At 59.2% G+C, this 22,603-nt stretch carries 19 protein-coding genes; 10 read left to right on the plus strand and 9 right to left on the minus strand.

The features are described from left to right. The first annotated feature begins 63 nt into the window (after positions 1 to 63). Positions 64 to 1,341: a DUF3422 domain-containing protein gene (locus I9184_RS02175; RefSeq protein ID WP_209832565.1), complete on the plus strand. Its 1,278-nt coding sequence runs from the start codon at positions 64 to 66 to the stop codon at positions 1,339 to 1,341. Positions 1,342 to 1,409: 68 nt separating this feature from the next. Next, the gene (locus I9184_RS02180) at positions 1,410 to 2,546 is read left to right on the plus strand and encodes an MFS transporter (RefSeq protein WP_209832567.1); all 1,137 of its coding nucleotides are present in this window, start codon (positions 1,410 to 1,412) and stop codon (positions 2,544 to 2,546) included. A gap of 7 nt (positions 2,547 to 2,553) precedes the next feature. Here the strand turns inward: I9184_RS02180 and I9184_RS02185 are convergent, their stop codons facing one another. The 3 genes from I9184_RS02185 to I9184_RS02195 all read right to left on the minus strand — a co-directional run bounded on the left by I9184_RS02185 (position 2,554) and on the right by I9184_RS02195 (position 6,335). Continuing rightward, positions 2,554 to 3,534: an ABC transporter permease gene (locus tag I9184_RS02185; RefSeq protein ID WP_171631083.1), complete on the minus strand. Its 981-nt coding sequence runs from the start codon at positions 3,532 to 3,534 to the stop codon at positions 2,554 to 2,556. Beyond that, a complete protein-coding gene (locus I9184_RS02190; RefSeq protein WP_171114986.1) occupies positions 3,527 to 4,534 on the minus strand; it encodes an ABC transporter permease in 1,008 nt (335 codons plus the stop codon). The genes I9184_RS02185 and I9184_RS02190 overlap by 8 nt, the downstream gene beginning before the upstream one ends. 94 nt (positions 4,535 to 4,628) lie before the next feature. Next, on the minus strand, positions 4,629 to 6,335 hold the full coding sequence (locus I9184_RS02195; RefSeq protein ID WP_171631085.1) for a peptide ABC transporter substrate-binding protein: 1,707 nt from the start codon (positions 6,333 to 6,335) through the stop codon (positions 4,629 to 4,631). Positions 6,336 to 6,620: 285 nt separating this feature from the next. Between I9184_RS02195 and I9184_RS02200 the strand changes: the two genes are divergently transcribed. From I9184_RS02200 to I9184_RS02220, 5 genes are read left to right on the plus strand one after another with little or no spacing between them, the layout of a single operon-like run. Next, positions 6,621 to 8,441 carry an ABC transporter ATP-binding protein gene (locus tag I9184_RS02200; protein WP_171631087.1) on the plus strand — a complete coding sequence of 607 codons (1,821 nt, stop codon included), beginning with the start codon at positions 6,621 to 6,623 and terminating at the stop codon, positions 8,439 to 8,441. Positions 8,442 to 8,446: 5 nt separating this feature from the next. Further along, entirely contained in the window at positions 8,447 to 9,616 is a 1,170-nt protein-coding gene (gene argE, locus I9184_RS02205) for an acetylornithine deacetylase (protein ID WP_209832569.1), read from the plus strand. Positions 9,617 to 9,656: 40 nt separating this feature from the next. Beyond that, a complete protein-coding gene (locus tag I9184_RS02210) occupies positions 9,657 to 10,823 on the plus strand; it encodes a M20 aminoacylase family protein (protein WP_209832571.1) in 1,167 nt (388 codons plus the stop codon). Positions 10,824 to 10,839: 16 nt separating this feature from the next. Beyond that, positions 10,840 to 12,003, plus strand: coding sequence for a M20 aminoacylase family protein (locus tag I9184_RS02215; protein ID WP_209832573.1), 1,164 nt, complete (start codon positions 10,840 to 10,842; stop codon positions 12,001 to 12,003). Between the two features lie 22 nt (positions 12,004 to 12,025). Then, positions 12,026 to 13,189, plus strand: coding sequence for a M20 aminoacylase family protein (locus I9184_RS02220; protein ID WP_171631096.1), 1,164 nt, complete (start codon positions 12,026 to 12,028; stop codon positions 13,187 to 13,189). Between the two features lie 71 nt (positions 13,190 to 13,260). Here the strand turns inward: I9184_RS02220 and I9184_RS02225 are convergent, their stop codons facing one another. Both I9184_RS02225 and moaA read right to left on the minus strand, forming a co-directional pair. Next, on the minus strand, positions 13,261 to 14,559 hold the full coding sequence (locus I9184_RS02225; protein WP_209832575.1) for a 3-deoxy-D-manno-octulosonic acid transferase: 1,299 nt from the start codon (positions 14,557 to 14,559) through the stop codon (positions 13,261 to 13,263). Position 14,560: 1 nt separating this feature from the next. Then, the gene (gene moaA, locus I9184_RS02230; RefSeq protein WP_171631101.1) at positions 14,561 to 15,568 is read right to left on the minus strand and encodes a GTP 3',8-cyclase MoaA; all 1,008 of its coding nucleotides are present in this window, start codon (positions 15,566 to 15,568) and stop codon (positions 14,561 to 14,563) included. Positions 15,569 to 15,659: 91 nt separating this feature from the next. Here moaA and I9184_RS02235 point away from each other — a divergent pair, with 91 nt between their 5' ends. After that, positions 15,660 to 16,091 carry a hypothetical protein gene (locus I9184_RS02235; RefSeq protein ID WP_171631103.1) on the plus strand — a complete coding sequence of 144 codons (432 nt, stop codon included), beginning with the start codon at positions 15,660 to 15,662 and terminating at the stop codon, positions 16,089 to 16,091. Here I9184_RS02235 and I9184_RS02240 read toward each other — a convergent pair. Genes I9184_RS02240 through glmU form a run of 4 tightly spaced genes read right to left on the minus strand, consistent with a single transcriptional unit; the run spans position 16,079 to position 20,496 of the window. Continuing rightward, positions 16,079 to 16,765: a DNA alkylation repair protein gene (locus tag I9184_RS02240; RefSeq protein WP_171631105.1), complete on the minus strand. Its 687-nt coding sequence runs from the start codon at positions 16,763 to 16,765 to the stop codon at positions 16,079 to 16,081. The genes I9184_RS02235 and I9184_RS02240 overlap by 13 nt on opposite strands. A 5-nt stretch (positions 16,766 to 16,770) precedes the next feature. Further along, positions 16,771 to 17,313 (minus strand): pyridoxamine 5'-phosphate oxidase family protein, encoded by a 543-nt coding sequence (locus tag I9184_RS02245; protein ID WP_171631107.1) that lies wholly within the window; start codon positions 17,311 to 17,313, stop codon positions 16,771 to 16,773. Between the two features lie 3 nt (positions 17,314 to 17,316). Further along, positions 17,317 to 19,140 carry a glutamine--fructose-6-phosphate transaminase (isomerizing) gene (gene glmS, locus I9184_RS02250; protein ID WP_209832577.1) on the minus strand — a complete coding sequence of 608 codons (1,824 nt, stop codon included), beginning with the start codon at positions 19,138 to 19,140 and terminating at the stop codon, positions 17,317 to 17,319. Positions 19,141 to 19,143: 3 nt separating this feature from the next. Beyond that, positions 19,144 to 20,496, minus strand: a complete 1,353-nt coding sequence (gene glmU, locus I9184_RS02255) for a bifunctional UDP-N-acetylglucosamine diphosphorylase/glucosamine-1-phosphate N-acetyltransferase GlmU (RefSeq protein WP_209832579.1) — start codon at positions 20,494 to 20,496, stop codon at positions 19,144 to 19,146. A gap of 134 nt (positions 20,497 to 20,630) precedes the next feature. On the opposite strand from glmU, the gene I9184_RS02260 reads away from it, so the two are divergent. Together I9184_RS02260 and I9184_RS02265 are read left to right on the plus strand one after the other, a co-directional pair. Next, positions 20,631 to 21,302 carry an HAD-IA family hydrolase gene (locus I9184_RS02260; RefSeq protein WP_209832581.1) on the plus strand — a complete coding sequence of 224 codons (672 nt, stop codon included), beginning with the start codon at positions 20,631 to 20,633 and terminating at the stop codon, positions 21,300 to 21,302. Positions 21,303 to 21,341: 39 nt separating this feature from the next. Next, positions 21,342 to 22,532 carry an aminotransferase class I/II-fold pyridoxal phosphate-dependent enzyme gene (locus I9184_RS02265; RefSeq protein WP_209832582.1) on the plus strand — a complete coding sequence of 397 codons (1,191 nt, stop codon included), beginning with the start codon at positions 21,342 to 21,344 and terminating at the stop codon, positions 22,530 to 22,532. Positions 22,533 to 22,603: the final 71 nt, after the last annotated feature.

The raw sequence follows: 22,603 nt of genomic DNA on the forward strand, positions 1-22,603 counted from the left end.
TAAAAAGAGAATTGATGTGTCAACTATGTGCCGTATAGTGCGCGTGACGATGCGGAGCCTCACATGACACCGATAGATGACCATCCCCTTCGCTATGCGCTGGCCAATGAACTGCATGCTCGACCGTTTCCGGTCGCTTCAATGCCCTGTACGGTGGTCTTTCTTGCGATCAAAAAGCCTGAGGCCGCCGTGGCGCGCGATCGACGTGAGGATTTGGCTCATTTGATCGACCTGCTGGATCGCCACGGTGCGCAGCACCCTCGGCCGGACGCCACGCATTACGCGGGCCAGATTGGACGCCACTGGTTGAAGTGGGAGCAGCATACCGAATTCGTGACCTATACGGCGATCGCGCAGAATGTGAGTGAACGCGCCTTTGACCCGGCTGACTTTGAGGTCTTTCCGCCCGATTGGTTGATGGCCAGTCCGGGTCAAAGGGTTACGTCGGTTCTGGTGCGCGTGGTTGAACGCGCAAGTGACGACGTGGTGAAATCGAAACTGCTGGATTGGTTCGAGCCGGAAAGCCTGGCCGTGTCCAGGGTATTGGACGATGCAGCGGTTTGTGCCAGTGATTTTCGGATCGATCCGGCAGGTCACATGCGCTTTGCCTTGTTCGTGGCCGAGGGCACCGGACGGCGTCGGACGGGACGGATTATTCAGCGCCTTTGCGAAATTGAAACGTATAAGGCGATGTCGATGCTGGGTTTTGCGCGCGTCAAGCAGCTGATGCCGCGTATCGGAGAGCTGGATGGGCAACTCACCCGATTGATGGGGCAGATGACAGGCAACTCGGCGCAGCCTGACGCGCTGTTGCAGGATTTGCTGGCAACGTCGATCGAGCTCGAAACACTGTCGGCACGGTGTTCTTTCCGGTTCGGAGCCACCGGGGCGTATGAGGCCATCGTCAACCAGCGGATCGAAGTGTTGCGAGAAGAACGTTTCGAGGGCGGTCAGAATTTCGCCGATTTTATGATGCGCCGATATGACCCTGCAATTCGCACCGTGAAATCCACGGAACGCCGCCTTGAGGCCTTGTCGGACCGGGCGATCCGCGCGGGCGAGTTGCTGCGGACAAGAGTGGATGTGGAACGCAGCGCGCAAAATCAGGCGTTGCTGGAAAGCATGGACCGTCGGGCTGATCTGGCACTGCGCTTGCAACATACGGTCGAGGGGCTTTCCGTGGTTGCCATCAGCTATTACGCGGTTTCGCTGGTCAGCTATCTTTTGTATCCGCTGACGGCCTCTGGCATCAGCAAGGGCATGCTGACGGCGGCGGTTACGATCCCGGTTGTCGCCGCGGTGTGGTACTCGGTGCGACGCATTCGCAAACGGCTCGGTTGAGCAGCAATTGCCAAGTTTTTTCTGACCTGTAGAACGGTGGCATTGGGTAAGCTGAGCGAGGGCATGGGATGGCAAGCATAGTTGCAGCATGGCGCGCTGTCGCCGCCATGTTCATTCTGAATGGTGCCCTGTTCGGAATCTGGGCGTCGCGCATTCCCGCCATACGCGACCGCTTGGAACTGTCCCATGATGCGCTCGGGTTCGGCCTGTTGTTCATGGCTGCTGGGGCTGTCTGCTCATTCCCGATAACCGGGCGGCTTACGGATCGTTTCGGCGCTGTTGCAATCACCCGGATCATTGCGATTCTGTATACGGGGTCGCTGATCTTGCTGGCCATGGCGGATGGGCTTTGGGGGCTGGCAGTGTTCCTGTTTGTCTTTGGCGCCTTCCACGGGTCGATGGATGTTGCGATGAATGCATGGGCCGCCGAGGTAGAGCAGGCATATGACAAACCCGTTATGTCCTCGTTCCATGCAATGTGGAGCCTTGGTGCAGGTCTTGGCGCGCTCAGCGGTTATGCCGCGGTGCAGATGGGGCTGACGGTTCTTGTGCACTTCCTGTTGGCGGGTGGCGTGGTTGTTGGCCTTGCGCTTGCGTCATCCTGGGTAAGCTGGACCTCGCGCCAATCCCAAGAGCCTCAGAGTACGGTTTTCGCCTTGCCATCCGGCGCTTTGATACTGGTTGGCATAGCCGCCTTGTGCGGAGCGTTGGGCGAAGGGGCCGTGGCAGACTGGAGCGCGATATATCTGCGTGACATCACGGGGGCGTCCGAAAGCGTCGCTGCCTTGGGCTATGCGGTGTTTTCAGTAACCATGGTGGCGTTTCGACTTGCAGGCGCGCTTGTTATTATCCGGTTCGGTCCAGTCGTTTCCGCCCGGTTCGGCGGTATTTGCGCGGCGTTTGGTGTTTTTACGGTGGTTTCAACAGCAACGATCCTGCCCGTGCTGGCCGGCTTTGCCTTGATGGGAATAGGTTATGCCGTGATCATGCCACTGGCATTCAGCCGGGCGGCCAGCGATCCGAATGTGCCGCCGGGGCAAGCCATCGCAAGTGTTGCGACATTGGGGTATGGGGGGCTGTTGATCGGTCCGCCGTTGATCGGCTTTTTGGCGGAAGTGTTCGGCCTGCGTCTGGCATTCGCCGTGCTGTTGCCATTGGCCGTTCTGATCGTGCTGTTGGCCGGCGCGCTGAGGCGCGCCGACTGAACTTGTTTCAGCGTCCGCGAATGCGGGGATCCAGTGCGTCGCGCAGACCGTCACCCAGATAGTTGACGCTCAGGACAGTCAGCGAGATTGCCAGACCAGGCCAGAACACACGCTCGGGGTATTGCTGTAGGTAATCGACTCCGTCGAACAGCAGGCGGCCCCATGTCGGGAAGTCGGGCGGAAAGCCCAGACCCAGGAAGGAAAGCGCGCTTTCGGTAATGATCGCCGTGGCAATCCCCAGCGTCGCGGACACCATGATCGGTGAAAGCACGTTGGGCAGAATGTGCCGCGTGATGATCTGACTGTTACTGGTGCCGATGGAGCGTGCCGCCAGAACGAATTCGCGTTCCTTGATGGCCAGCACATCACCGCGCACGATCCGTGCGGTCGGCATCCATGAGGTGATGCCGATGGCGCAGACGATCAGGATGAAGATCCCACGCTCCAACCCGAACGCGGCCGACAGGGGCTCGCGGAACAGCAGCATCATGACCAGCAGCAAGGGCAGCAGGGGCAGGGCCAGAAACAGGTCTGTCAGACGCATGAGCGGACCATCCAGCCGTTTGAAGAACCCGGCCAGAACGCCGATGAACGATCCCAGGAACAGTGCCAGCAGCATCGCGGTGATGCCCACCGATACCGAGGTTTGACCGCCCGACATCATGCGCGCCAGAATATCCCGGCCCAACTGGTCGGTGCCGAAGGGATGCGCCCAGCTTGGCCCCTGATTGCGGGCCCGGATATCGATCTGCGTTGGATCGATGCTCCAGAGATAGGGGCCCAGATAGACGCCCGCCACGATCAGGATGAACAGCACCGCACCCACCATGGCGCCCTTGTGCGTCTTGAACTGATCCCAGACGTCGCGCCATTGGCTGCGCGGCGGGGTCGTGAGTTCCTCCATCACATCAGCGGTTGGCAGCGCGGTGGATGCCGGGGCCAGACCTTCGTCGGGGATCAGCGTGTCTGATTTGTCGTGATCAGTCATAGCGAATCCTCGGGTCCAGAATGCCATACAGGACGTCGGCGATCAGGTTGAACAACACGATCAGCACGGCAAAGATGAAGGTCAGGGTTTGCACCATTGGCAGGTCATTGGCCTGAATGGCGCCAATCAGCAACTGGCCGATGCCATTCACCTTGAATACCTGCTCGGTGATGATGGCGCCGCCGAAGATGGCCGGAATGCCCAGTGCAATGACCGTGACCACGGGGATCATCGAGTTCCGCAGGACGTGGACCATGACGACCGTGTATTCGCTGAGCCCCTTGGCGCGGGCGGTGCGAACGTAATCCTGGTTGAGATTGTCCAGCATCGAGGCGCGCATGAAACGGCTGAGTTGTGCCGTGATCTGCAACGCCAGCACCATGACCGGCATGATCATCTGCTTCAGCTGCACGACGAAGCTGTCCCAGCTGTTGACCACATGGGTCGTGTCATAGATCGACGGGAACCAGCCCAACTGGACCGAGAAGATCACGATCACCAGAACGCCCGAGAAAAACGGAGGGACCGAGAAGCCGACCATCGACACGAAGGTGCCCATCTGGTCGAACCAGGAATACTGGCGATAGGCCGAATAGATGCCGATGGGCAGCGCGATCAGGATGGCGACAACATAGGCGGTGCCGACAACCCACAGGGTCTGCGGGATACGCTGAACGACGATGTCCATGACGGGCGAGCGGGTCTGCCAGGATATTACACGCAGGTCGCCTGCGGAAAAACTGGTGCCGAAGATGTGGTCTATCAGAACCTGCGGTTCGATCCAGAAGAATTGCACGATCCACTTCCAGAACCGGATATGCATCGGCTGGCCAAGGCCAAGCGCCTCGCGCATCTTTTCCTTGACTTCGGGGGGAACGGTGAGCGGAACCTGCGCCATCGGATCGCCGGGTGCGAGTTCGAGGAGCAGGAAGATGACGAGGCTGATGAACAGCAGCGTTGGAACGGCCAGCACCAGTCGTCTGATTGTGAAATTAAGCATTAAGAGGCGCCTTTATATGCGTCTTCTTGTTGGGGTGGGATGCAAATGACCGCGCCCCGATAACGATCGGGGCGCGGTTTTGCAAGGTCAGTGCTTAGGAACCGGTCTTGCGGTACCAGTCCGCAATGTTCCACAGCTCGCTGTCCCAAACGTTCAGGACAACGCCACCCAGGGTGTTTGCATGCGCCGACAGGCGACCACGGTGAACCAGCGGGATCATACCACCATTCTGAACCATGATGTCATTCAGCTGCTTGGCGATTTCCGCACGCGCTTCCAGACCAGCGGTTTCGGCCAATTGAGCGTGCAGCTTGTCGAACTCTTCGTTGCAGAAGCGGCTGATGTTTTCGCCCTGCCACTGCGAGTCAGGACGCGGAGCTTTGTCGCACAGGCCGTTGCCCAGATAGGACTGCGGGTCGGTGCCGTTGAAGGTGTTGGCGTACATTTCAACGTCGGCATAGAACTTCTGGAACGTGTCGGGCGAGCCCGGGTCACCACCGAAGAAGACCGATGCGTTGATGTTGCGCAGTTCGGTTTCGATGCCGATCTGGCTCCACCATTCCTTGATCAGCGCCTGGAAGTCCTGACGGACGGCGTTGGTCGAGGTCTGATAGACGATCTTCAGCGGAACGCCATCCTTCTCGCGGACGCCGTCGCCATCGGTGTCGACGATGCCGGCATCATCCAGCAGTTTCTTGGCGCCTTCGATATCCTGGGTGTCACAGGTCATCGAGGTCGAGTTGAACGCAGCAGGGGCCGGAACCCAGTTGCAGGTCACTTTACCAGCCTGACCATAGCCGATTTCCACCAACAGCGGACGGTCGATGGCCATGGACATTGCTTTGTAAACGGCCGGGTCCTTCAGGAACGGATGCGGATGCTTTGCTGTCGAACGCTCGCCTTCAGGCAGCTCGGGCGACGGGTTGGTCTGGTTCAGCATGATGCGCTCGACCAGCGGGCCGAAGCCTGCAACCGGCGTACCTTTGCCACCTTCCTGCATCTGAGCGATCACTTCCGGAGCCAGTTGCAGGTTCCAGGCATAGTCAAATTCACCAGTTTCCATGACAGCACGACCAGCAGCTGTCGCGTCACCGCCGCCTTTGAAGGTCACGGTCGCAAAGGCAGGTTTTGCCGGATCACGATAGTTGTCGTTGGCCTTGAAGGTGATCACGTCGTTCGGCTTGAACTCGGTGACGACAAAGGGGCCGGTGCCGATCGGGTTGAAGTTCTGCTCGGTGCATTCGGGGGCTTTGGCGCCCATGCAGTTTTCGAACTGGGCCTTTTGCAGGATCGGGCTTTCACCGCCGACGAACGGGCCATAGGGGAAGGGGGTCGGTGCGTCGAAAGTGACCTTGACGGTCAGGTCATCAACAGCTTCGACCGAGGTGACGCCTTCGAACTTGGTGACCTGTGCGCAGCCACCTTCCGGGTGCATGCAGTAATCAGCGGTGAACTTCACGTCAGCAGCGGTGAACGGAGAGCCGTCAGACCACGTGATTCCCGGCGCGATTTTCCATGTGATCGACGTCAGGTCTTCGCTGACACCGCCATTTTCCACGGTCGGGATTTCAGACGCCAGAAATGGCACCATGTTGCCGTCCTGGTCGTAGCGTGCAAGTGGCTCGATCACCAGCGAGGCTGATTCCACGTCTTTCGTACCGCCGGACAGGAACGGGTTCAGGATCGACGGAGCCTGCCAATAGATGATGCTGACATTGCCGTCCGAACCGCGCTCGGCAAAGGCCATCGGGGCCATTGCCGTGCTTGCGATCGCACCAAGCAAAAGGGTTTTGATTTTCATAAGTCACTCCCGAATTGGACACGTTCGTGTCTCGATTATCTCCGCAAGGCCTGCGGGTTTGGCGTTGCCGCTTCGGGGTAAGGTTTTGATCATTCACGATAATAGCGCTAACGGATTCCGTCGGCGCTGCTTCCCCAAGGCGGTTACGTTGGGTATCGAAACAGAACTTGAGAAAAATGCAAGTGGTGCCGTCGCGAAAATGTGTAATGGGTTTGACTTTTCCCGGTGGCCCGCCGTAGCGTTCGGCACTCAGAACAAGAATTACCTCGTCAAGGGAGCGCGCACGTGCTGGATCAGCCTATTGCTCAAATCAAAAAACTGCGGGTGGAGTTTCAGACAAAGGACGGTCCCGTTGTTGGTGTTGAGGACGTCTCGTTCGAGGTCAAACCAGGCGAAACCGTTTGTATCGTTGGCGAATCGGGCTCGGGGAAGTCGGTTTCATCTTTGTCTTTGATGCGTCTGGTCGAGTTTGGTGGCGGCGAAATCGCGGGCGGCGAACTGCTGTTTGATCGCCGCGATGGCGAAAAAATGAACCTGGCCAAGGCTGATCAGGATCTGATGAAACAGATTCGCGGCAACGAGATCGGGATGATCTTTCAAGAGCCGATGACCGCGCTGAACCCCGTTTTCACCGTGGGCCGGCAGTTAACCGAAGGTCTGCGCATCCACAAGGACATGACGAAGGCGCAGGCCGAGCAACGGGCGCTGGAACTGCTGCGTCAGGTCCGTATCCCAGAGCCCGAGCGCCGTCTGAAACAATACCCTCACGAGTTGTCGGGCGGGATGCGCCAACGTGTTGTCATTGCGATGGCGATGGCCTGTGAGCCGCGCCTGTTGATCGCCGACGAACCCACCACGGCGCTGGATGTGACCATTCAGGCCGAGATCCTGGCCTTGATGGACCGCCTCAAGCGGGAAACCGGAACTGCGGTGATGTTCATCACCCATGACATGGCCGTGGTTGCCCAGATGGCTGACCGCGTGGTGGTGATGTTCCGCGGCAACAAGGTCGAAGAAGGCACGGTCAAGGAAATCTTTGAAAACCCGCAGCACGACTATACCAAGGCGCTTCTGGCCGCGGTGCCGAAACTGGGCGAGATGCAGGGTAAATCTGCGCCCGAGCCGATGAAGCTACTGGGGGTCGAAGGGCAGAAAATTGCACCAATTCCGGGTACGGAAGAGGTTCTGCTGACCGTCAAGAACCTGACAACACGGTTCCCGGTCAAAGGCGGGCTTTTGCGGCGCACGATTTCGAACGTTCATGCGGTCGAGGATGTCTCGTTCACTCTGAACAAAGGTCAGACGCTCAGTCTTGTCGGCGAATCCGGGTGCGGCAAGTCTTCGGCTGGGCGCTCAATCCTGCGGCTGGTTGAGCCTTTGGCGGGCGAGATTGATCTGGACGGTGTCGATATCATGAAGCTTGATCCATCTGGTTTGCGCAAGGCGCGGCTGGACATGCAGATGATTTTCCAGGACCCGTTCGCGTCGCTGAACCCGCAGATGCAGCTGGTCGACCAAGTGGCCGAGCCGATGCGCAATTATGGTGTGGCATCGGGATCCGAACTTCAGGATCGCGTGGCACAATTGTTCGACAAGGTGCAATTGCCGCGCAGCTTCATGCGGCGCTTCCCGCATGAAATGTCGGGCGGTCAGCGTCAGCGGATTGCAATTGCCCGCGCTTTGGCCCTGAACCCCAAGCTGATCATTGCGGATGAGGCGGTCTCGGCCCTTGACGTGTCGGTGCAGGCGCAGGTTCTGAACCTGATGATGGAATTGCAGTCCGAGTTGGGCCTGTCATACCTGTTCATCAGCCACGACATGGCCGTTGTCGAACGCGTCAGCCACTATGTCGGGGTCATGTATCTGGGGCGCATTGTCGAACTCGGGCCCCGGGCGCGGGTGTTCGAGAACCCGCAACATCCCTATACGCAGGCGCTGATGAAGGCGGTTCCGATCGCAGACCCGAACAAGCGGAAATCGGAAAAGGATCTGAATTTCAAACCGATCCCTTCTCCTATTCATCCCACCAACTACACGCCGGAACCTTCGCAATATCAAGAGGTTGAGGCAGGGCACTTCATTCTGACCACGGACAGCGGGTATTGACCCAAATGGCGAAACGCCTGACTCCGCTTGAGATCATGACACAGCTGATCTCATTTCCGACCGTAAGCCGTGATACCAATCTGCCGCTGGTGGATTGGGTTCAGGACTACTTGCAAGGCCACGGAATCGAAAGCCACCGCTGGCCAGATCCGGACCAACCGCACAAGGCCGCGATCTTTGCGCATGTTGGTCCATTGGAAGAAGGTGCGGTGGTTCTGTCCGGTCACACGGATGTCGTGCCGGTGGACGGTCAGCCGTGGGACACTGATCCTTTCACGGTGACCGAGAAAGACGGCAAGTACTTCGGTCGCGGCACCTGCGACATGAAGGGGTTTGACGCCCTGGCCATCTGGGCTCTGGTCGAAGCACACTATGCCAATATCAGCCGGCCGCTTCAGCTGGCGCTCAGCTTTGACGAAGAGGTCGGATGCACCGGTGCGCCGCCGATGATTGAAGCAATGCAACAGGTTCTGCCCAAGGGATCGGCAGTGATAGTGGGTGAGCCGTCGATGATGCAGGCGGTGACGGGGCATAAGGGCGGGTTCGGCATTGATACACATATCGTCGGGTTCGAAGTGCACAGCTCGATCATGCACACTGGCGTGAACGCGATCATGGCGGCGGCGCCTTTGATTGATTGGGCAAATCACCGAAATGCCGAAAGCATGGCTGCTGAGCCGAGCGAAATCGCAGCCGTATTTGACCCGCCGTGGACAACCTGTCATGTCGGCATGATTGAAGGCGGGACAGCCCATAACATCACCGCCAAAGACTGCACTTTCATGATGGATTTCCGCACGGTGCCGGACGAAACGCAGGCTGAATGGCGCGATGCCTATATCGAACAGGTCCGCCAGGTCGAAGCTCGGATGCAGGCCGTTCACCCCGATACGCGCATCGAACTGTCTGAACATTTCGCGATCCCGGGGCTGGTGCCCGAACAGGACGGAGAAGCCGAAGCTTTGGTGCGCGCCCTGACCGGGGACAACGCAAGTCACGTCGTCAGCTATGGGACCGAGGCAGGGCAGTTTCAGGCGGCCGGGTATTCAGCCGTGATTTGCGGCCCCGGCGATATCGCGCAGGCTCATCAGCCGAACGAGTTCATATCGATCGCGCAATTCGAAGCTGGGCATGGGTTCATGCAACGATTGGTTGAAAGGCTGAGCGCGGCGTAACATTCAACGTGGCCTCAGTGGTTCAGGGGAGGGTCTTGAGATGCCAGTCAAAAACAGACTTGCAGAGATGCATGGTGATATTACCAAGTGGCGCCGCCACCTGCACGCACATCCTGAACTGATGTATGACGTGCATGAAACGGCTGCTTTCGTTGTCGAGCGTCTCAAGAAATTTGGTGTGGATGAGATCACGCCGGGAGTTGGCCGGACGGGTGTCGTGGCTGTGATCCGGGGACGGCAGGATACGACCGGGCGCGCGATCGGATTGCGCGCTGACATGGACGCATTGCCGATCGAAGAAGCGACGGGGTTGGACTATGCCTCGACCGTATCGGGCAAGATGCACGCCTGCGGGCATGACGGGCATACCTCGATGCTGCTTGGGGCCGCCCAGTATCTGGCTGAAACCCGAAACTTCGATGGCACCGTTGTTTTGATTTTTCAGCCCGCCGAAGAAGGTGGCGCAGGCGGTCTGGCCATGTGTCAGGACGGCCTGATGGACCGCTGGGGCATTGATGAGGTCTATGGCATGCACAATATGCCGGGGTTGCCGGTGGGCGAATTCGCGATCCGACCCGGCGCATTGCTGGCTTCATCTGATGAATTCGAAATCACGATCACCGGCAAGGGCGGACACGCGGCTGCACCGCATGACGCGGTAGACACCACGCTGGTGGCCTCGCATATCGTCGTGTCGTTGCAATCCGTCGTGGCGCGCACCGTCGATCCGATCAAACGCGTGGTGCTGACCGTGGGTACGTTTGAAACGGACAGTGTCGCGTCGAACGTGATCGCGCATACCGTCCGCTTGCAGGGGACCGTCCGGACGCTCGACCCCGAATACCGCGCCATTGCAGAAGAGCGCGTTCGCAGGATCGCCGAGGATACGGCCTCGGCCTTCGGCGCAAAGGCAGATGTCGTCTGGTCGCCCGGCTATCCTGTGACTGTGAATTCCGAGGCTGAGACGGCATACGCTGCCGAGGCGGCCGAGGCCGTGGCGGGCAAGGTCAATGACAGCACTGATCCGATCATGCCGTCGGAAGATTTCGCCTACATGCTTGAAGAACGGCCCGGAGCTTACATCTTTATCGGGAACGGGGACACGGCCATGTGCCATCACCCGGAATACAATTTTGACGACAATGCGATTCCCGCCGGTTGCAGTTGGTTTGCCGAGATCGTGGAACGACGATTGCCCGTGGCATAATTTGAGGGAGAGTGACATGCCGATCAAAAACCGCCTTGCAGAGATGCACGAAGAGATCACAGGCTGGCGGCGTGACATTCACCAACATCCGGAAATTCTGTACGACACGCATCGCACCAGCGCGCTGGTGGCGGAAAAGCTGAAGGAATTCGGCTGTGATGAGGTCGTTACAGGCATCGGTCGCACCGGCGTGGTCGGGGTCATTCAGGGAAAGAGCGACACGCAGGGCCGGGTGATTGGCCTGCGCGCCGACATGGATGCGCTGCCGATGCAGGAACAGACCGGGCTGGACTATGCCTCGAAGACATCAGGCGCGATGCATGCCTGCGGGCATGACGGGCATACCGCCATGGTTTTGGGGGCGGCAAAGTACCTCTCTGAGACGCGCAATTTCGATGGCACTGCAATCGTGATCTTTCAGCCTGCCGAAGAGGGCGGGAATGGCGCCGAGGCCATGTGCAAGGACGGTCTGATGGACCGGTTCGGCATTCAGGAAGTCTATGCGATGCACAACGTACCGGGCCTGCCGACCGGGCAGTTCGCGATCCGTTCGGGCCCTTTGCTGGCCGCAGCGGACGAGTTTGATATCCATCTTGAAGGGCGCGGCGGTCACGCTGCAAAACCCCATGAAACGGTCGATACGACGGTGATGCTGTCACAACTGATCGTGGCATTGCAGACGATCGTGTCGCGCAATGCCGATCCGATCCTGCAAGCCGTGCTTTCGGTGACGTCTGTCGAGACGTCATCGAAAGCGTTCAACGTGATCCCGCAATCGGCGCAGATACGCGGCACGGTCCGAACCCATTCCAACCAGATGCGAGATCTGATCGAACAGCGCCTCAAAGAGGTCGCCGAAGGGATTGCAGCAACATTCGGTGGTTCCGTGAACGTCAATTACTCGCGCGGCGTTCCGGTGACGATCAATGCCGAAACTCAAACCGGATATGCGGCAGAGGCCGCAGTCTCGGTCGGGGGCAGCTGCATCGAGGCGCCGATGGTGATGGGGGGCGAGGATTTCTCGTTCATGCTGGAGGAACGGCCCGGAGCTTTCATTGTTCTGGGCAACGGTGACAGCGCCGGGTTGCACCACCCTGAATACGATTTCAACGACGAGATCATCCCGATCGGATGTTCGTGGTTCGCAGAAATGGTCGAGCGCCGAATGCCGGCGGCTTGAACTGAATTAGGAGAGAACAGACATGCCAGTCAAAAACCGCTTTGCCGAATTGCAGAATGAAATCACGGAATGGAGAAGGGATCTGCACGAAAATCCAGAGATCCTGTTTGAGACCCACCGCACCAGCGCGAAGGTGGCCGAGAAGCTGAAGGAGTTCGGCTGCGATGAGGTGGTGACCGGTATCGGACGTACCGGTGTCGTGGGGGTGATCAAAGGCAAGTCGGACAGCAAGGGAAAGGTGATCGGCCTGCGCGCAGATATGGATGCGCTGCCGATCCATGAGGCGACGGGGTTGGACTATGCCTCGAAAACGCCGGGCGCAATGCATGCCTGCGGCCACGATGGCCACACGGCGATGCTGCTTGGTGCGGCGAAGTACCTGTCTGAAACCCGCAATTTCGATGGCACGGTTGTTGTGATCTTCCAGCCTGCCGAAGAGGGCGGCGGCGGTGGTCGTGAAATGTGTGAAGATGGCATGATGGACCGCTGGAATATTCAGGAAGTCTACGGCATGCACAATTGGCCGGGTCAACCTGTGGGCAAGTTCGCCATCCGCCCCGGTTCTTTCTTTGCCGCAACCGATCAGTTCGACATCACTTTTGAAGGGCGCGGTGGTCATGCTGCCAAGCCGCATGAAACAGTAGATACCACGGTACTGGCCGCGCAGGCGGTGTTGGCGCTTCAGACGATTTCCTCGCGCAATGCCGATCCGATCGATCAGGTCGTGGTGTCGGTGACGTCGTTCGAGACCTCGTCGAAAGCGTTCAACGTGATCCCGCAGACTGTTCAGATCAAGGGTACCGTGCGCACCATGAGCAAGGATATGCGGGATCTGGCCGAAAAGCGGATCAATGAGATCTGCAATGGTGTGGCGGCAACGTTCGGAGGCACCGCCGATGTGACCTACATCCGTGGGTATCCGGTGATGGTGAACAGTGAAGAGCAGACTGAGTTTGCCGCAGCTGTTGCCCGGTCGGTATCCGGCGATTGCGACGATGCGCCTTTGGTCATGGGCGGCGAGGATTTTGCCTTTATGCTGGAGGAGCGCCCTGGCGCCTATATTCTCGTGGGTAACGGCGATACGGCCATGGTTCACCACCCGGAATACAACTTCAACGATGAGGCGATTCCCGCCGGGTGCAGCTGGTGGGCAGAGATCGTCGAGCAGCGGATGCCGGCGGCCTGATGGGGCGGGTGGGGGCTCTGCCCCCACACCCCCGGGATATTTTTGGCCAGATGAAGAGGGATCCCGCCTGATCACGTCAGGTTGAGCGAACAGCAAAGCGTTTCCACGACGGAGTCCAGTGCGTTGCTTTGCGTCTGGACGCAGGATTGGGCGGCGCTGCGGGCCCGGGTCAGGGCTTGATCGTCTGAAAGCCAAAGGTCGACCGCCGCAGAGAGATCTGTTTCGGTTCGAACCTCGATGGCGCCACCGGCTTTGATCAACGGCGCGAAAGTTTCAGCAAAATTGAAGTATCCGGGGCCGGTTATCACGGCGGCTCCGGCCTGGGCGGGTTCGAAAGGGTTGTGGCCGCCGATGTTTTTCAGGGAACCGCCCAGGAACACGATGGGAGACAGAGCGTACCATGTGCCGGTCTCGCCCAATGTATCGGCGACATATACCTGGGTTTCGGTTTCGATCGGGGAACTTTCTGATCGGAACGCGGCGCTAAGATCGGAGGCGTCCAGTAGTTTTGCGATATCGCAACGGCGCTCTGGGTGGCGGGGGATCAGCAGCAGCAGCAGATCGGGCCAGCGTTCCAGAAGTGATTGATGCGCGGCCAGAACGATTTCCTCTTCACCGGCATGGGTTGAACTGGCGATCCACACAGGTCTGCCAGAAATCCGAGAACCGATGTCATCCAGCGTGCCGTGGTCTATGGGAAGAGGGTCTGACATGGCCTTGAGATTGGTGCCGGGCCGGACGCGGCCGGCAGGGGCACCCATGGCTGTCAGGTTGGCTGCGGTTTTGTCGTTTTGCGTCAGGAACAGGTTGAACTTGTTCAATACGAACCGCGCTGTTCTGGGGCGTTTTTTCCAACCGGCAACGGACTTGTCCGACAGTCGTGCATTCAGAAGGGCCAGCGGAACGGCGTGTCTGGCGCTTTCGACGATCAAACGCGGCCAAATCTCACTTTCGACGAAAACCCCGCCCTCTGGTTGCCAATGGTTCAGAAAGCGCCGGACCGGGCCTGCCGTGTCAAGCGGCGGGAATTGATGCCGTGTACGGGGCGGCAGGCGTTTTTCGATCAGAGCCGCTGAAGTCGGGGTGCCGGAGGTGATCAGAAACTCGGCCTCGGGCAGGCGGCCTGCCAGCCGTCTGATCAGGCTGAGGACCGAAAGGCTTTCACCGACGCTGGCGGCGTGGAACCAGATCAAACGCCCATTTGGTCTGGGCAGGCTGGCATGGCCAAGGCGTTCTTGTTGCCGCTTATCAGGTACGTTTGCTGCACGCAGCTTGTTCCGAACGACCCGCCATATCAGAGGCGCGGCCAGAGACGTTAGGGCGCAGTACACATGGTACAACGCCGTGGGGCGGCCGTCATGATCCGGCATATCAGCCGCCTGTATGGCTCATGTGACGGCTCATCCGGCCATCGACGGCTTGGCGGGAATAGTCGAAGTCATGCCCTTTGGGTTTGAGATTGATCGCAGATCGGATTGCGTCTTCAAGTGGCTGTTCGGTATCGGGATGATCGCGCAGGGCGCCGCGCAGGTCGGCCATGTCTTCCTGACCCAGGCACATGTAAAGCTCGCCCGTGCAAGTCAGGCGAACCCTGTTGCAGCTTTCACAGAAATTGTGCGACAGCGGCGTTATGAAGCCAATTTTTTGGCCGGTTTCCTCGAGCCGCACGTAACGGGCCGGGCCACCGCTGCGTTCGGCCAGATCGGTGACCGAATAGTGGTTTTCGTATTCTTTCCGGACGTCCTTGAGCGACCAGTATTGATCCAGGCGGTCTTCGTTGCCAATATCACCCATGGGCATGACTTCGATCCAGGTCAGATCCATATCCCGCTGGGCACACCATTCCGTGATTTTGGGAAGTTCGGGCTCGTTGAACCCTTTCAGGGCAACGGCGTTTATCTTGATCCGCAGGCCAGCTTTTTGCGCGGCGTCGATTCCGTTTAAAACCTGTTTCAGGCGACCCCAGCGCGTCACCTTGGCGAACTTGTCATCATCCAGAGTGTCCAGCGAGACATTCACCCGACGCACACCGGCCGCATACAGATCATCGGAAAATCGGTGCAGTTGCGATCCGTTGGTTGTCAGCGTCAACTCCTTCAATGCACCGCTGTCCAGATGACGTGTCATCGAATTGAAGAACGTCATGATGTTGCGACGCACCAAAGGCTCACCACCCGTAATGCGCAGCTTTTCGACCCCCATTCTGACGAAGGTCGAACACATCCGGTCCAGTTCCTCCAAAGTCAGCAGGTCTTTCTTGGGCAGAAAGGTCATGTTCTCGGACATGCAATACACGCAGCGGAAGTCGCAGCGGTCCGTGACGGAGACGCGGAGATACGTGATGGCGCGGGCAAACGGGTCGATTAGCGGAGCTGTCATGCCATTATAGGTAAAGCTGGAACATGCTCGCGACAAGGGCGAACTGTGCTTTGCGCTGGAACAGCTGGGCGCAGGGTTGTAGGTTTCCGGCATGAAGAAAATACTTGTTTTGACATGCGTAATGACGGCCGGATGCGATGCCGTGCAGTCAACGACTGACCGAGTGTTCGGCGGGGGCGACGCGCCCGCCCAAACGGTGCCTGACACGGAAGCCGGCACCGCAGTTGCCGAAGAGGTGTTGCAGCCCGAACCGGTTTCCGCGCGCCCGAACTGGGTTGGGGCGAAAACCACCATCGCCGGGCTTGGGGATCCGACCACTCCGGGGCGTTGGATGCAGACACCGCTGGTGGACAGCGAAGTTACGGCACGTGTCGTCGTGCCACGAACCGGGGCGCAGGCCTATATTACGTTGGTCCCGGTTCCCGGTCCGGACAGCAGCGGCAGCCGCTTGTCACTGGACGCCATGAGGGCCCTGTTGGTGCCCTTCGACGAACTTGTCGAGCTTGAGGTCTATGTGGACTGATTTTTCAGGTATTTGCCTGCTTCACGGCGGGCAAACGGCTTCATGGCATCACCGTTCTGGTTCAGAAAGGCGATCACGCGTTCTGGGTCATGTTTGGACAGTTCGCGCAGCCACCAGGCTATGGATTTCTGGATGAACCAGTTGCGGTCCGAAACATATCCCGCAGCCCAGCCAAGGATGCGGTCACGGCGGTGCAGATCGTCAGGCTTGGGGTGGTTCTGTTTGGTCCAGGGCAGGGTTGCGACCAAGGCCGCGCGCCGGGTCCACATGTGATCGGACCGGGTCCACAGTTCAACCTCGTCCAACCGTTCGGGATCTGCTGAAAGCCGTTTTTGCATCGCCATGCACGCATGGTCCGCAACGGCCCAGGCATCGAAATCCGGCAGCCAGCTTTGAAGCAAATTCCAAACGGCCCCATCCGGTCGGATGCGTGCCTGAGTCAAAAGCTTGGATGCAGCAAGCCGCCCTTCGTGGATGTTGCTTTGCCATAGCCCGTCCGCCAATGCGACCCGCGCCGGTACGTCCAATTCTTTCCGCCACGCCTTGGTCAGGTCGTTGAGAACCGGGTTCGCGACGCCCAGATATATGCGATCCGCCTTGTGGTAGCTGGCCATCTGGGTCGCGCGCTCGGGGTCACCATGCGCTTTGATCTGATCTAGATATCCACTCAGCATCGGGCTCACATCGGTACGCCGGTTGGCTTTCCATCAATCGTATGGCTGTTCCTTTCCACCCAATACGAGCGGATGTCCTCGTCTGATTTTCCATCCACCCATTTCTGCATCGTATCGCGGTCGGATTGGAATTCCATGAAAGGCACGGCATAGCCGCAAGAGGTCTGCACCATGTCGATCGTCTGGTCATAGATCTGCCGTGCGCTTCGGTGATTTGGGAACAGGCCGGCAAAGTCGTCCCATCCATCATCCCCGACATGCAGGCAACGTGCCGTGCCGTAGGTGCGCAGGATCATCGGGCGCGTGGTGAAGGAACACCACATCAGCGTCATCCTGTTGACCTGCAAAAGATGCCCCGCCGTTTCATTGCCACTGCCGGTCAGGTTCATCCAGACGATGCGGTTCGGCCCCAATATCCGCAGCGAATCCATTCCCTTGGGGGAAATATTGACACGACCTTCGGCCCCGGCGGTGCCGACGAAGAACATATGCTGATCTTCGATGAACTTTTGATGCGCTTCCTCAAGCTGCGGGAACTGCTTGGCCATAATTCACTCCACCGTGACCGACTTGGCCAGATTGCGCGGCTGATCCACATCGGTGCCCTTGGCAACCGCCGTGTGATAGGCCAGCAATTGCGCGGGAACCGAATACAGGATCGGTGCAAGACTGGTGTGAACATGCGGCATGCGGATGGTGCTCCAGACTCCGTCGCCGGCCTCGTCAATGCCGTCATCATCAGAGACCAGGATCACCTTGCCCTTGCGCGCCATCACTTCCTGCATGTTCGACACGGTCTTGTCGAACACGGTGTCACGGGGTGCCATGACAACCACGGGCATATGTTTGTCGATCAGGGCAATGGGGCCGTGTTTCAACTCTCCTGACGCATAACCTTCGGCGTGGATATAGCTGATTTCCTTCAGTTTCAGCGCGCCTTCCATTGCCAGCGGGTACATCAGGCCACGGCCCAGAAACAGGACATCGCGCGCCTCGGACAGGCGTTGGGCGGCTTTGCGGATCGCCCGGTTCTGATCGAGCGCGGCGTTCAGCACGGTCGGCAACCCGCGCAGCGCGGCGGCATGATCGGCGATGTCCTCATCCGTCATCGTGCCCCGGTCTGCTGCGGCCTTGAGCGCCAGCATCAGCAGCACGCTCAGCTGACAGGTGAAGGCTTTGGTCGAAGCCACGCCGATTTCGACACCGGCATGGATCGGCAAGGCGATATCGCTTTCCCGTGCAATCGAGCTTTCGGGCACGTTGACGACCGAAACGATCTTGTCTGCCTTGCCCTCACAGTACCGCAACGCGGCCAGCGTGTCGGCGGTTTCGCCCGACTGGCTGACGAAAAGCGCCAGTGTTCGATCCGTGATCGGAGGTTCGCGATAGCGGAACTCGCTGGCTATATCGACCTCGACCGGCATCTTGGCCAGTTGTTCGAACCAGTATTTCGCGGTCAGGCAAGCGTAAAACGCGGTGCCGCAGGCCACCATGGTCAGACGGTCCAGCTTGCTGAAATCCAGATCGGTATCGGGCAGTGCCACGCGGTCACCGCCCGTGGGCAGGTAGGACCGGATCGCTTCGGCCACAACGATGGGCTGTTCGGCGATTTCCTTGGCCATGAAATGCTTGTGCTCGCCCTTGTCCGCGCGCGCATGATCCAGCTTGATCTTGCGCTTTTCCCGGTTGGCCAGCTCACCGGCTTCGTTGCGGATTTCAAGCGACGTTCGGGTCAGAACCGCGCGGTCGCCTTCTTCCAGATACGTGATCTGATTGGTCAGAGGCGCCAGGGCGATGGCGTCAGAGCCCACATACATCTCGCCATCCCCATGTCCGATGGCCAGTGGTGATCCCTTGCGGGCCGCCACGATCAGGTCGTCCTCACCGTCGAACAGAAAGGCCAGCGCAAAGGCGCCTTCCAACTGGTCGATCGTCTTGAACGCGGCCTCAACCGGGGACAGGCCCGAATTCAGGTGGTGTTCCGTCATGAGGGCGACCGTTTCCGTGTCGGTTTCGGTTTGGAAATCAACACCATGTTCGGCCAGTTCGGCCCTCAGGTCGCGATAGTTTTCGACGATGCCGTTATGAACGACGGCCACCGGACCCGCCTGGTGCGGATGTGCGTTGTTGACCGACGGGGCGCCATGCGTGGCCCAACGGGTATGGCCTATGCCGGATTTTCCGGGAAGAGGATCATGCACCAATAGGTCGCTGAGGTTGACCAGCTTGCCAACCGCGCGCCGCCGGCCCAATGCGCCGTCGTTGACGGTTGCAATCCCGGCGCTGTCATAGCCGCGATATTCCAGCCGTTTCAGGGCTTCTACCAGAATAGGGGCGGCCTCGTGCTGCCCCAAAACACCTACTATTCCACACATATCTCAGGCCTTTTTATCGCGGCGAGCCTTTTTCGCCTTCAACATATCAAACAGTTTTCGCGCATATCCGGGCTTGTTTTCCTGCTTCGCACGGGCAACGGCCAATGCCTCGGGGTCTACATCCCTGGTCACGACAGTGCCCGTCGCGGTCATCGCGCCGTCGCCTACAGTGACCGGCGCCACCAGCATGGTGTTCGAGCCGACAAAGACATTCTCCCCAATCGTGGTCTTGTGCTTCATCACGCCGTCATAGTTGCAGGTGATTGTCCCCGCGCCGATGTTGGTCGCAGCGCCAACCGAAGCGTCCCCGATATAGCTGAGGTGATTGACCTTCGCGCCTTCGGCGATTTCGGCATTCTTGATCTCGACAAAATTGCCGACCCGCGTGTTTTCGGCCAGTTCGGCACCAGGGCGCAGGCGCGCGTAGGGGCCGACGACAGCGCCCCGGCTGACATGGCAGCCCTCAAGATGCGAAAAGGCGCGGATCGTTGCGCCGCTTTCGACCGTGACGCCCGGTCCGAACACCACATTTGGCTCGATCACCGTATCGCGCCCGACCACCGTATCCGCGGCCAGATACACCGTGTCAGGCGCCATCAAGGTGACACCCAGGTCAAGCAGCTCGGCACGGGCGCGCGTCTGAAATACGGCATCGGCGGCCGCCAGATCAGCGCGAGAGTTCACGCCCAGCGTCTGCGCTTCGTCGCACGCGACTGCGGTCACGTTCAGCCCACGGCGGCGCGCAATTTCAACCACGTCGGTCAAATAGTATTCGCCCGAAGCGTTGTCGTTTCCGACCTCGTCGATCAGCGAAAACAGCAGCTGCGCATTGCAGGCCAAAAGCCCTGAGTTGCAAAATGTTATGGATCGTTCTTCATCCGACGCATCCTTGAATTCGACAATGCGTTCCAGCACGTCGCCATTCATGACCAGCCGGCCATAACGGGCAGGATCGGCTGCTTCAAAGCCAAGAATAACAAGGTCATTCCCGGACCGTGCCTCGATCATCCTTTCCAGCGTGTCGGGCTGCAGGAACGGGGTGTCGCCGTAAAGAACAACCACATCACCTTCGAACCCGCTCAATGCGCTTCGGGCCTGGGCGACCGCATGGGCCGTACCCAACTGGTCTTCCTGCACGGCGATCTGCGCCCCTTCATCCTCGGCCCGTGCAACCTTTGCCACAGCTTCGGACCCGTGGCCGGTGACGATCACGGTATGTTCGGGCGACAGGACAGATCCGGCGCGCATCGCATGGATCAGCATCGGAACCTGAGCGATGGGATGCAGAACTTTGGGAAGGTCCGAATTCATCCTGGTGCCTTTTCCGGCGGCAAGGATGACAAGGGCAGTGGTCATGAATTCGTTTTCTCTTTGTGTTTTGTTGCGGTCCGTTTTATCCGCTGAGGTCAAAGGCGCAAGCCGTTCGGCCATCAAACAAGATTGCCGATTGAAACAGGACACGGCGAAAACCTGCCGAGCAAGGGGGCGAAATGCGCACCGTCATCTTCGATCTGGACGGCACTTTGGCGGATACATCCGGCGATTTGCTGGCGGCCGCGAACCATTGTTTCCGCAAGATGGGGCACGGGGATGTACTGGTCCACGGGCCGGATTCCGGTGTGGCGCTGCGAGGTGGACGCATGATGCTGACCCACGGGCTGAAACGAGTCGGGGCCTATGACGAAGATACGGTGCAGGCCTATTACCCGGTTCTTCTTGAGGCCTACGCGCAGGACATCGACACCCACACCAGTTTCTATCCCGGCGCACTACAGGCGGTCGAGATGCTGAGTGACGCGGGTTACGGTGTGGGCATTTGCACGAACAAACCGGAACATTTGGCCGAATTGTTGCTGACACGCATGGGGGTGCGGGACCGTTTTGCATCTTTGGTCGGGGCAGATACGCTGCCGGTCCGCAAACCGGACCCGGCGCCGTTGCGTGAAGCCGCGCGCCGTGCCGGGGGCGATCCGGACTTGTGCGTGCTGGTCGGAGACTCGGATACTGACCGCAACACCGCCAGGGCGGCGGGCGTTCCTTCGGTGCTGGTTACCTTCGGGCCATCGGGGGATGACATGGCGGCGCTGGAACCCGAAGCCCTTCTGCATCATTTTGATGACTTGCCCGGCCTCGTGCCTGATCTGATCGGTGCGGCAGCCTGAAACCTTGACCGGACCCTTTCGGAGCCTCAGAACAAGACCATGACCGACGTATTCTCTGGCAGCTTTACGCAGCAGGAACCCCTTCTGGAAGAAGCAATCGAAGCGGCACTGGCCGTTCTGCGCCATGGACGTCTGCATCGTTACAATGTCGTCCCCGGAGAGTTGGGGGAAACGGCCCTGCTGGAGCAGGAATTTGCGGCGCAGATGGGGGCCAAATACTGTCTGGCGGTTTCGTCTGGCGGTTACGCTCTGGCCACGGCCCTGCGTGCGGTTGGCGTGCAGCCGGGCGACCCGGTTTTGACCAATGCGTTTACGCTGGCGCCGGTGCCGGGGTCGATTGCCTCGGTCGGAGGGCGGGCAATTTTTGTCGGAGTGACGGAAGAGCTGACCATCGATCTGGATGATCTAGAGGGCAAGCTAGATCAAGCGCGTGTTCTGATGCTCAGCCATATGCGTGGGCATCTGTGTGATATGGACCGGCTGATGCAGATGTGTGACGCGGCCGGGGTGATCGTGATCGAGGATTGCGCACACACGATGGGTGCAGCCTGGCGCGGTCAGTTGTCAGGACGGCAGGGCGCGATCGGGTGTTATTCCTGCCAGACCTACAAGCATGTCAATTCGGGCGAAGGGGGCTTGCTGGTCACCGATGACGAGGAACTGGCGGCCAAGGCTACGATGTTGTCGGGGTCCTACATGTTGTACGAACGCCATCTTGCGGCGCCGGGGCCGGACGTGTTCGAACGGATCAAATACACCACGCCCAACGTCTCGGGCCGGATGGACAATTTGCGCGCCGCCATCCTGCGCCCGCAATTGCGGGATCTGGACCGGCAGGTGGAACGGTGGAACGAACGTTATCGCGAGATCGAAGCCGGGTTGCGGGGCACGCCGGGTCTGACGATCGTCGAACGGCCCGAAGAAGAATCCTATGTCGGGTCTTCGATTCAGTTCTTGCTGCTGGATTGGGTGCCTGAACGGATAGCCGAAGTCATCAGCCGTTGCGCCGCGCGTGGGGTTGAGCTGAAGTGGTTCGGCGGTGCCGAACCGACAGGATTCACGTCGCGCTATGACAGTTGGCGATATTTCGATAGCGAGCGGATGCCTGAAAGTGACCGGGTTCTGGCCGGCGTTATGGATATGCGCGTGCCTTTGACGTTTTCCCGGGAGGATTGTCGATTGATCGCCCGGATCATCCGGGCTGAGGTGAGCGCGGTTTATCAGTCTTGACCAAGCGGAGTGCGCCTGCGGCGCACGCTCGATCTTTTGAAACGCCGCCCTTTTCGGGGCGGCGTTTTCTG

Origin of the sequence: Ruegeria sp. HKCCE3926, assembly GCF_017872515.1 — a bacterium.
Lineage (GTDB): Bacteria > Pseudomonadota > Alphaproteobacteria > Rhodobacterales > Rhodobacteraceae > Ruegeria.

Excerpts from the sequence above, each read along its gene's own strand:
- I9184_RS02175 (WP_209832565.1), top strand. The coding sequence starts at position 64 with ATGACACCGATAGATGACCATCCCCTTCGCTATGCGCTGGCCAATGAA.
- I9184_RS02180 (WP_209832567.1), top strand. The coding sequence starts at position 1,410 with ATGGCAAGCATAGTTGCAGCATGGCGCGCTGTCGCCGCCATGTTCATT.
- I9184_RS02185 (WP_171631083.1), bottom strand. The coding sequence starts at position 3,534 with ATGACTGATCACGACAAATCAGACACGCTGATCCCCGACGAAGGTCTG.
- I9184_RS02190 (WP_171114986.1), bottom strand. The coding sequence starts at position 4,534 with ATGCTTAATTTCACAATCAGACGACTGGTGCTGGCCGTTCCAACGCTG.
- I9184_RS02195 (WP_171631085.1), bottom strand. The coding sequence starts at position 6,335 with ATGAAAATCAAAACCCTTTTGCTTGGTGCGATCGCAAGCACGGCAATG.
- argE (WP_209832569.1), top strand. The coding sequence starts at position 8,447 with ATGGCGAAACGCCTGACTCCGCTTGAGATCATGACACAGCTGATCTCA.
- I9184_RS02210 (WP_209832571.1), top strand. The coding sequence starts at position 9,657 with ATGCCAGTCAAAAACAGACTTGCAGAGATGCATGGTGATATTACCAAG.
- I9184_RS02215 (WP_209832573.1), top strand. The coding sequence starts at position 10,840 with ATGCCGATCAAAAACCGCCTTGCAGAGATGCACGAAGAGATCACAGGC.
- I9184_RS02220 (WP_171631096.1), top strand. The coding sequence starts at position 12,026 with ATGCCAGTCAAAAACCGCTTTGCCGAATTGCAGAATGAAATCACGGAA.
- I9184_RS02225 (WP_209832575.1), bottom strand. The coding sequence starts at position 14,559 with ATGCCGGATCATGACGGCCGCCCCACGGCGTTGTACCATGTGTACTGC.
- moaA (WP_171631101.1), bottom strand. The coding sequence starts at position 15,568 with ATGACAGCTCCGCTAATCGACCCGTTTGCCCGCGCCATCACGTATCTC.
- I9184_RS02235 (WP_171631103.1), top strand. The coding sequence starts at position 15,660 with ATGAAGAAAATACTTGTTTTGACATGCGTAATGACGGCCGGATGCGAT.
- I9184_RS02240 (WP_171631105.1), bottom strand. The coding sequence starts at position 16,765 with ATGCTGAGTGGATATCTAGATCAGATCAAAGCGCATGGTGACCCCGAG.
- I9184_RS02245 (WP_171631107.1), bottom strand. The coding sequence starts at position 17,313 with ATGGCCAAGCAGTTCCCGCAGCTTGAGGAAGCGCATCAAAAGTTCATC.
- glmS (WP_209832577.1), bottom strand. The coding sequence starts at position 19,140 with ATGTGTGGAATAGTAGGTGTTTTGGGGCAGCACGAGGCCGCCCCTATT.
- glmU (WP_209832579.1), bottom strand. The coding sequence starts at position 20,496 with ATGACCACTGCCCTTGTCATCCTTGCCGCCGGAAAAGGCACCAGGATG.
- I9184_RS02260 (WP_209832581.1), top strand. The coding sequence starts at position 20,631 with ATGCGCACCGTCATCTTCGATCTGGACGGCACTTTGGCGGATACATCC.
- I9184_RS02265 (WP_209832582.1), top strand. The coding sequence starts at position 21,342 with ATGACCGACGTATTCTCTGGCAGCTTTACGCAGCAGGAACCCCTTCTG.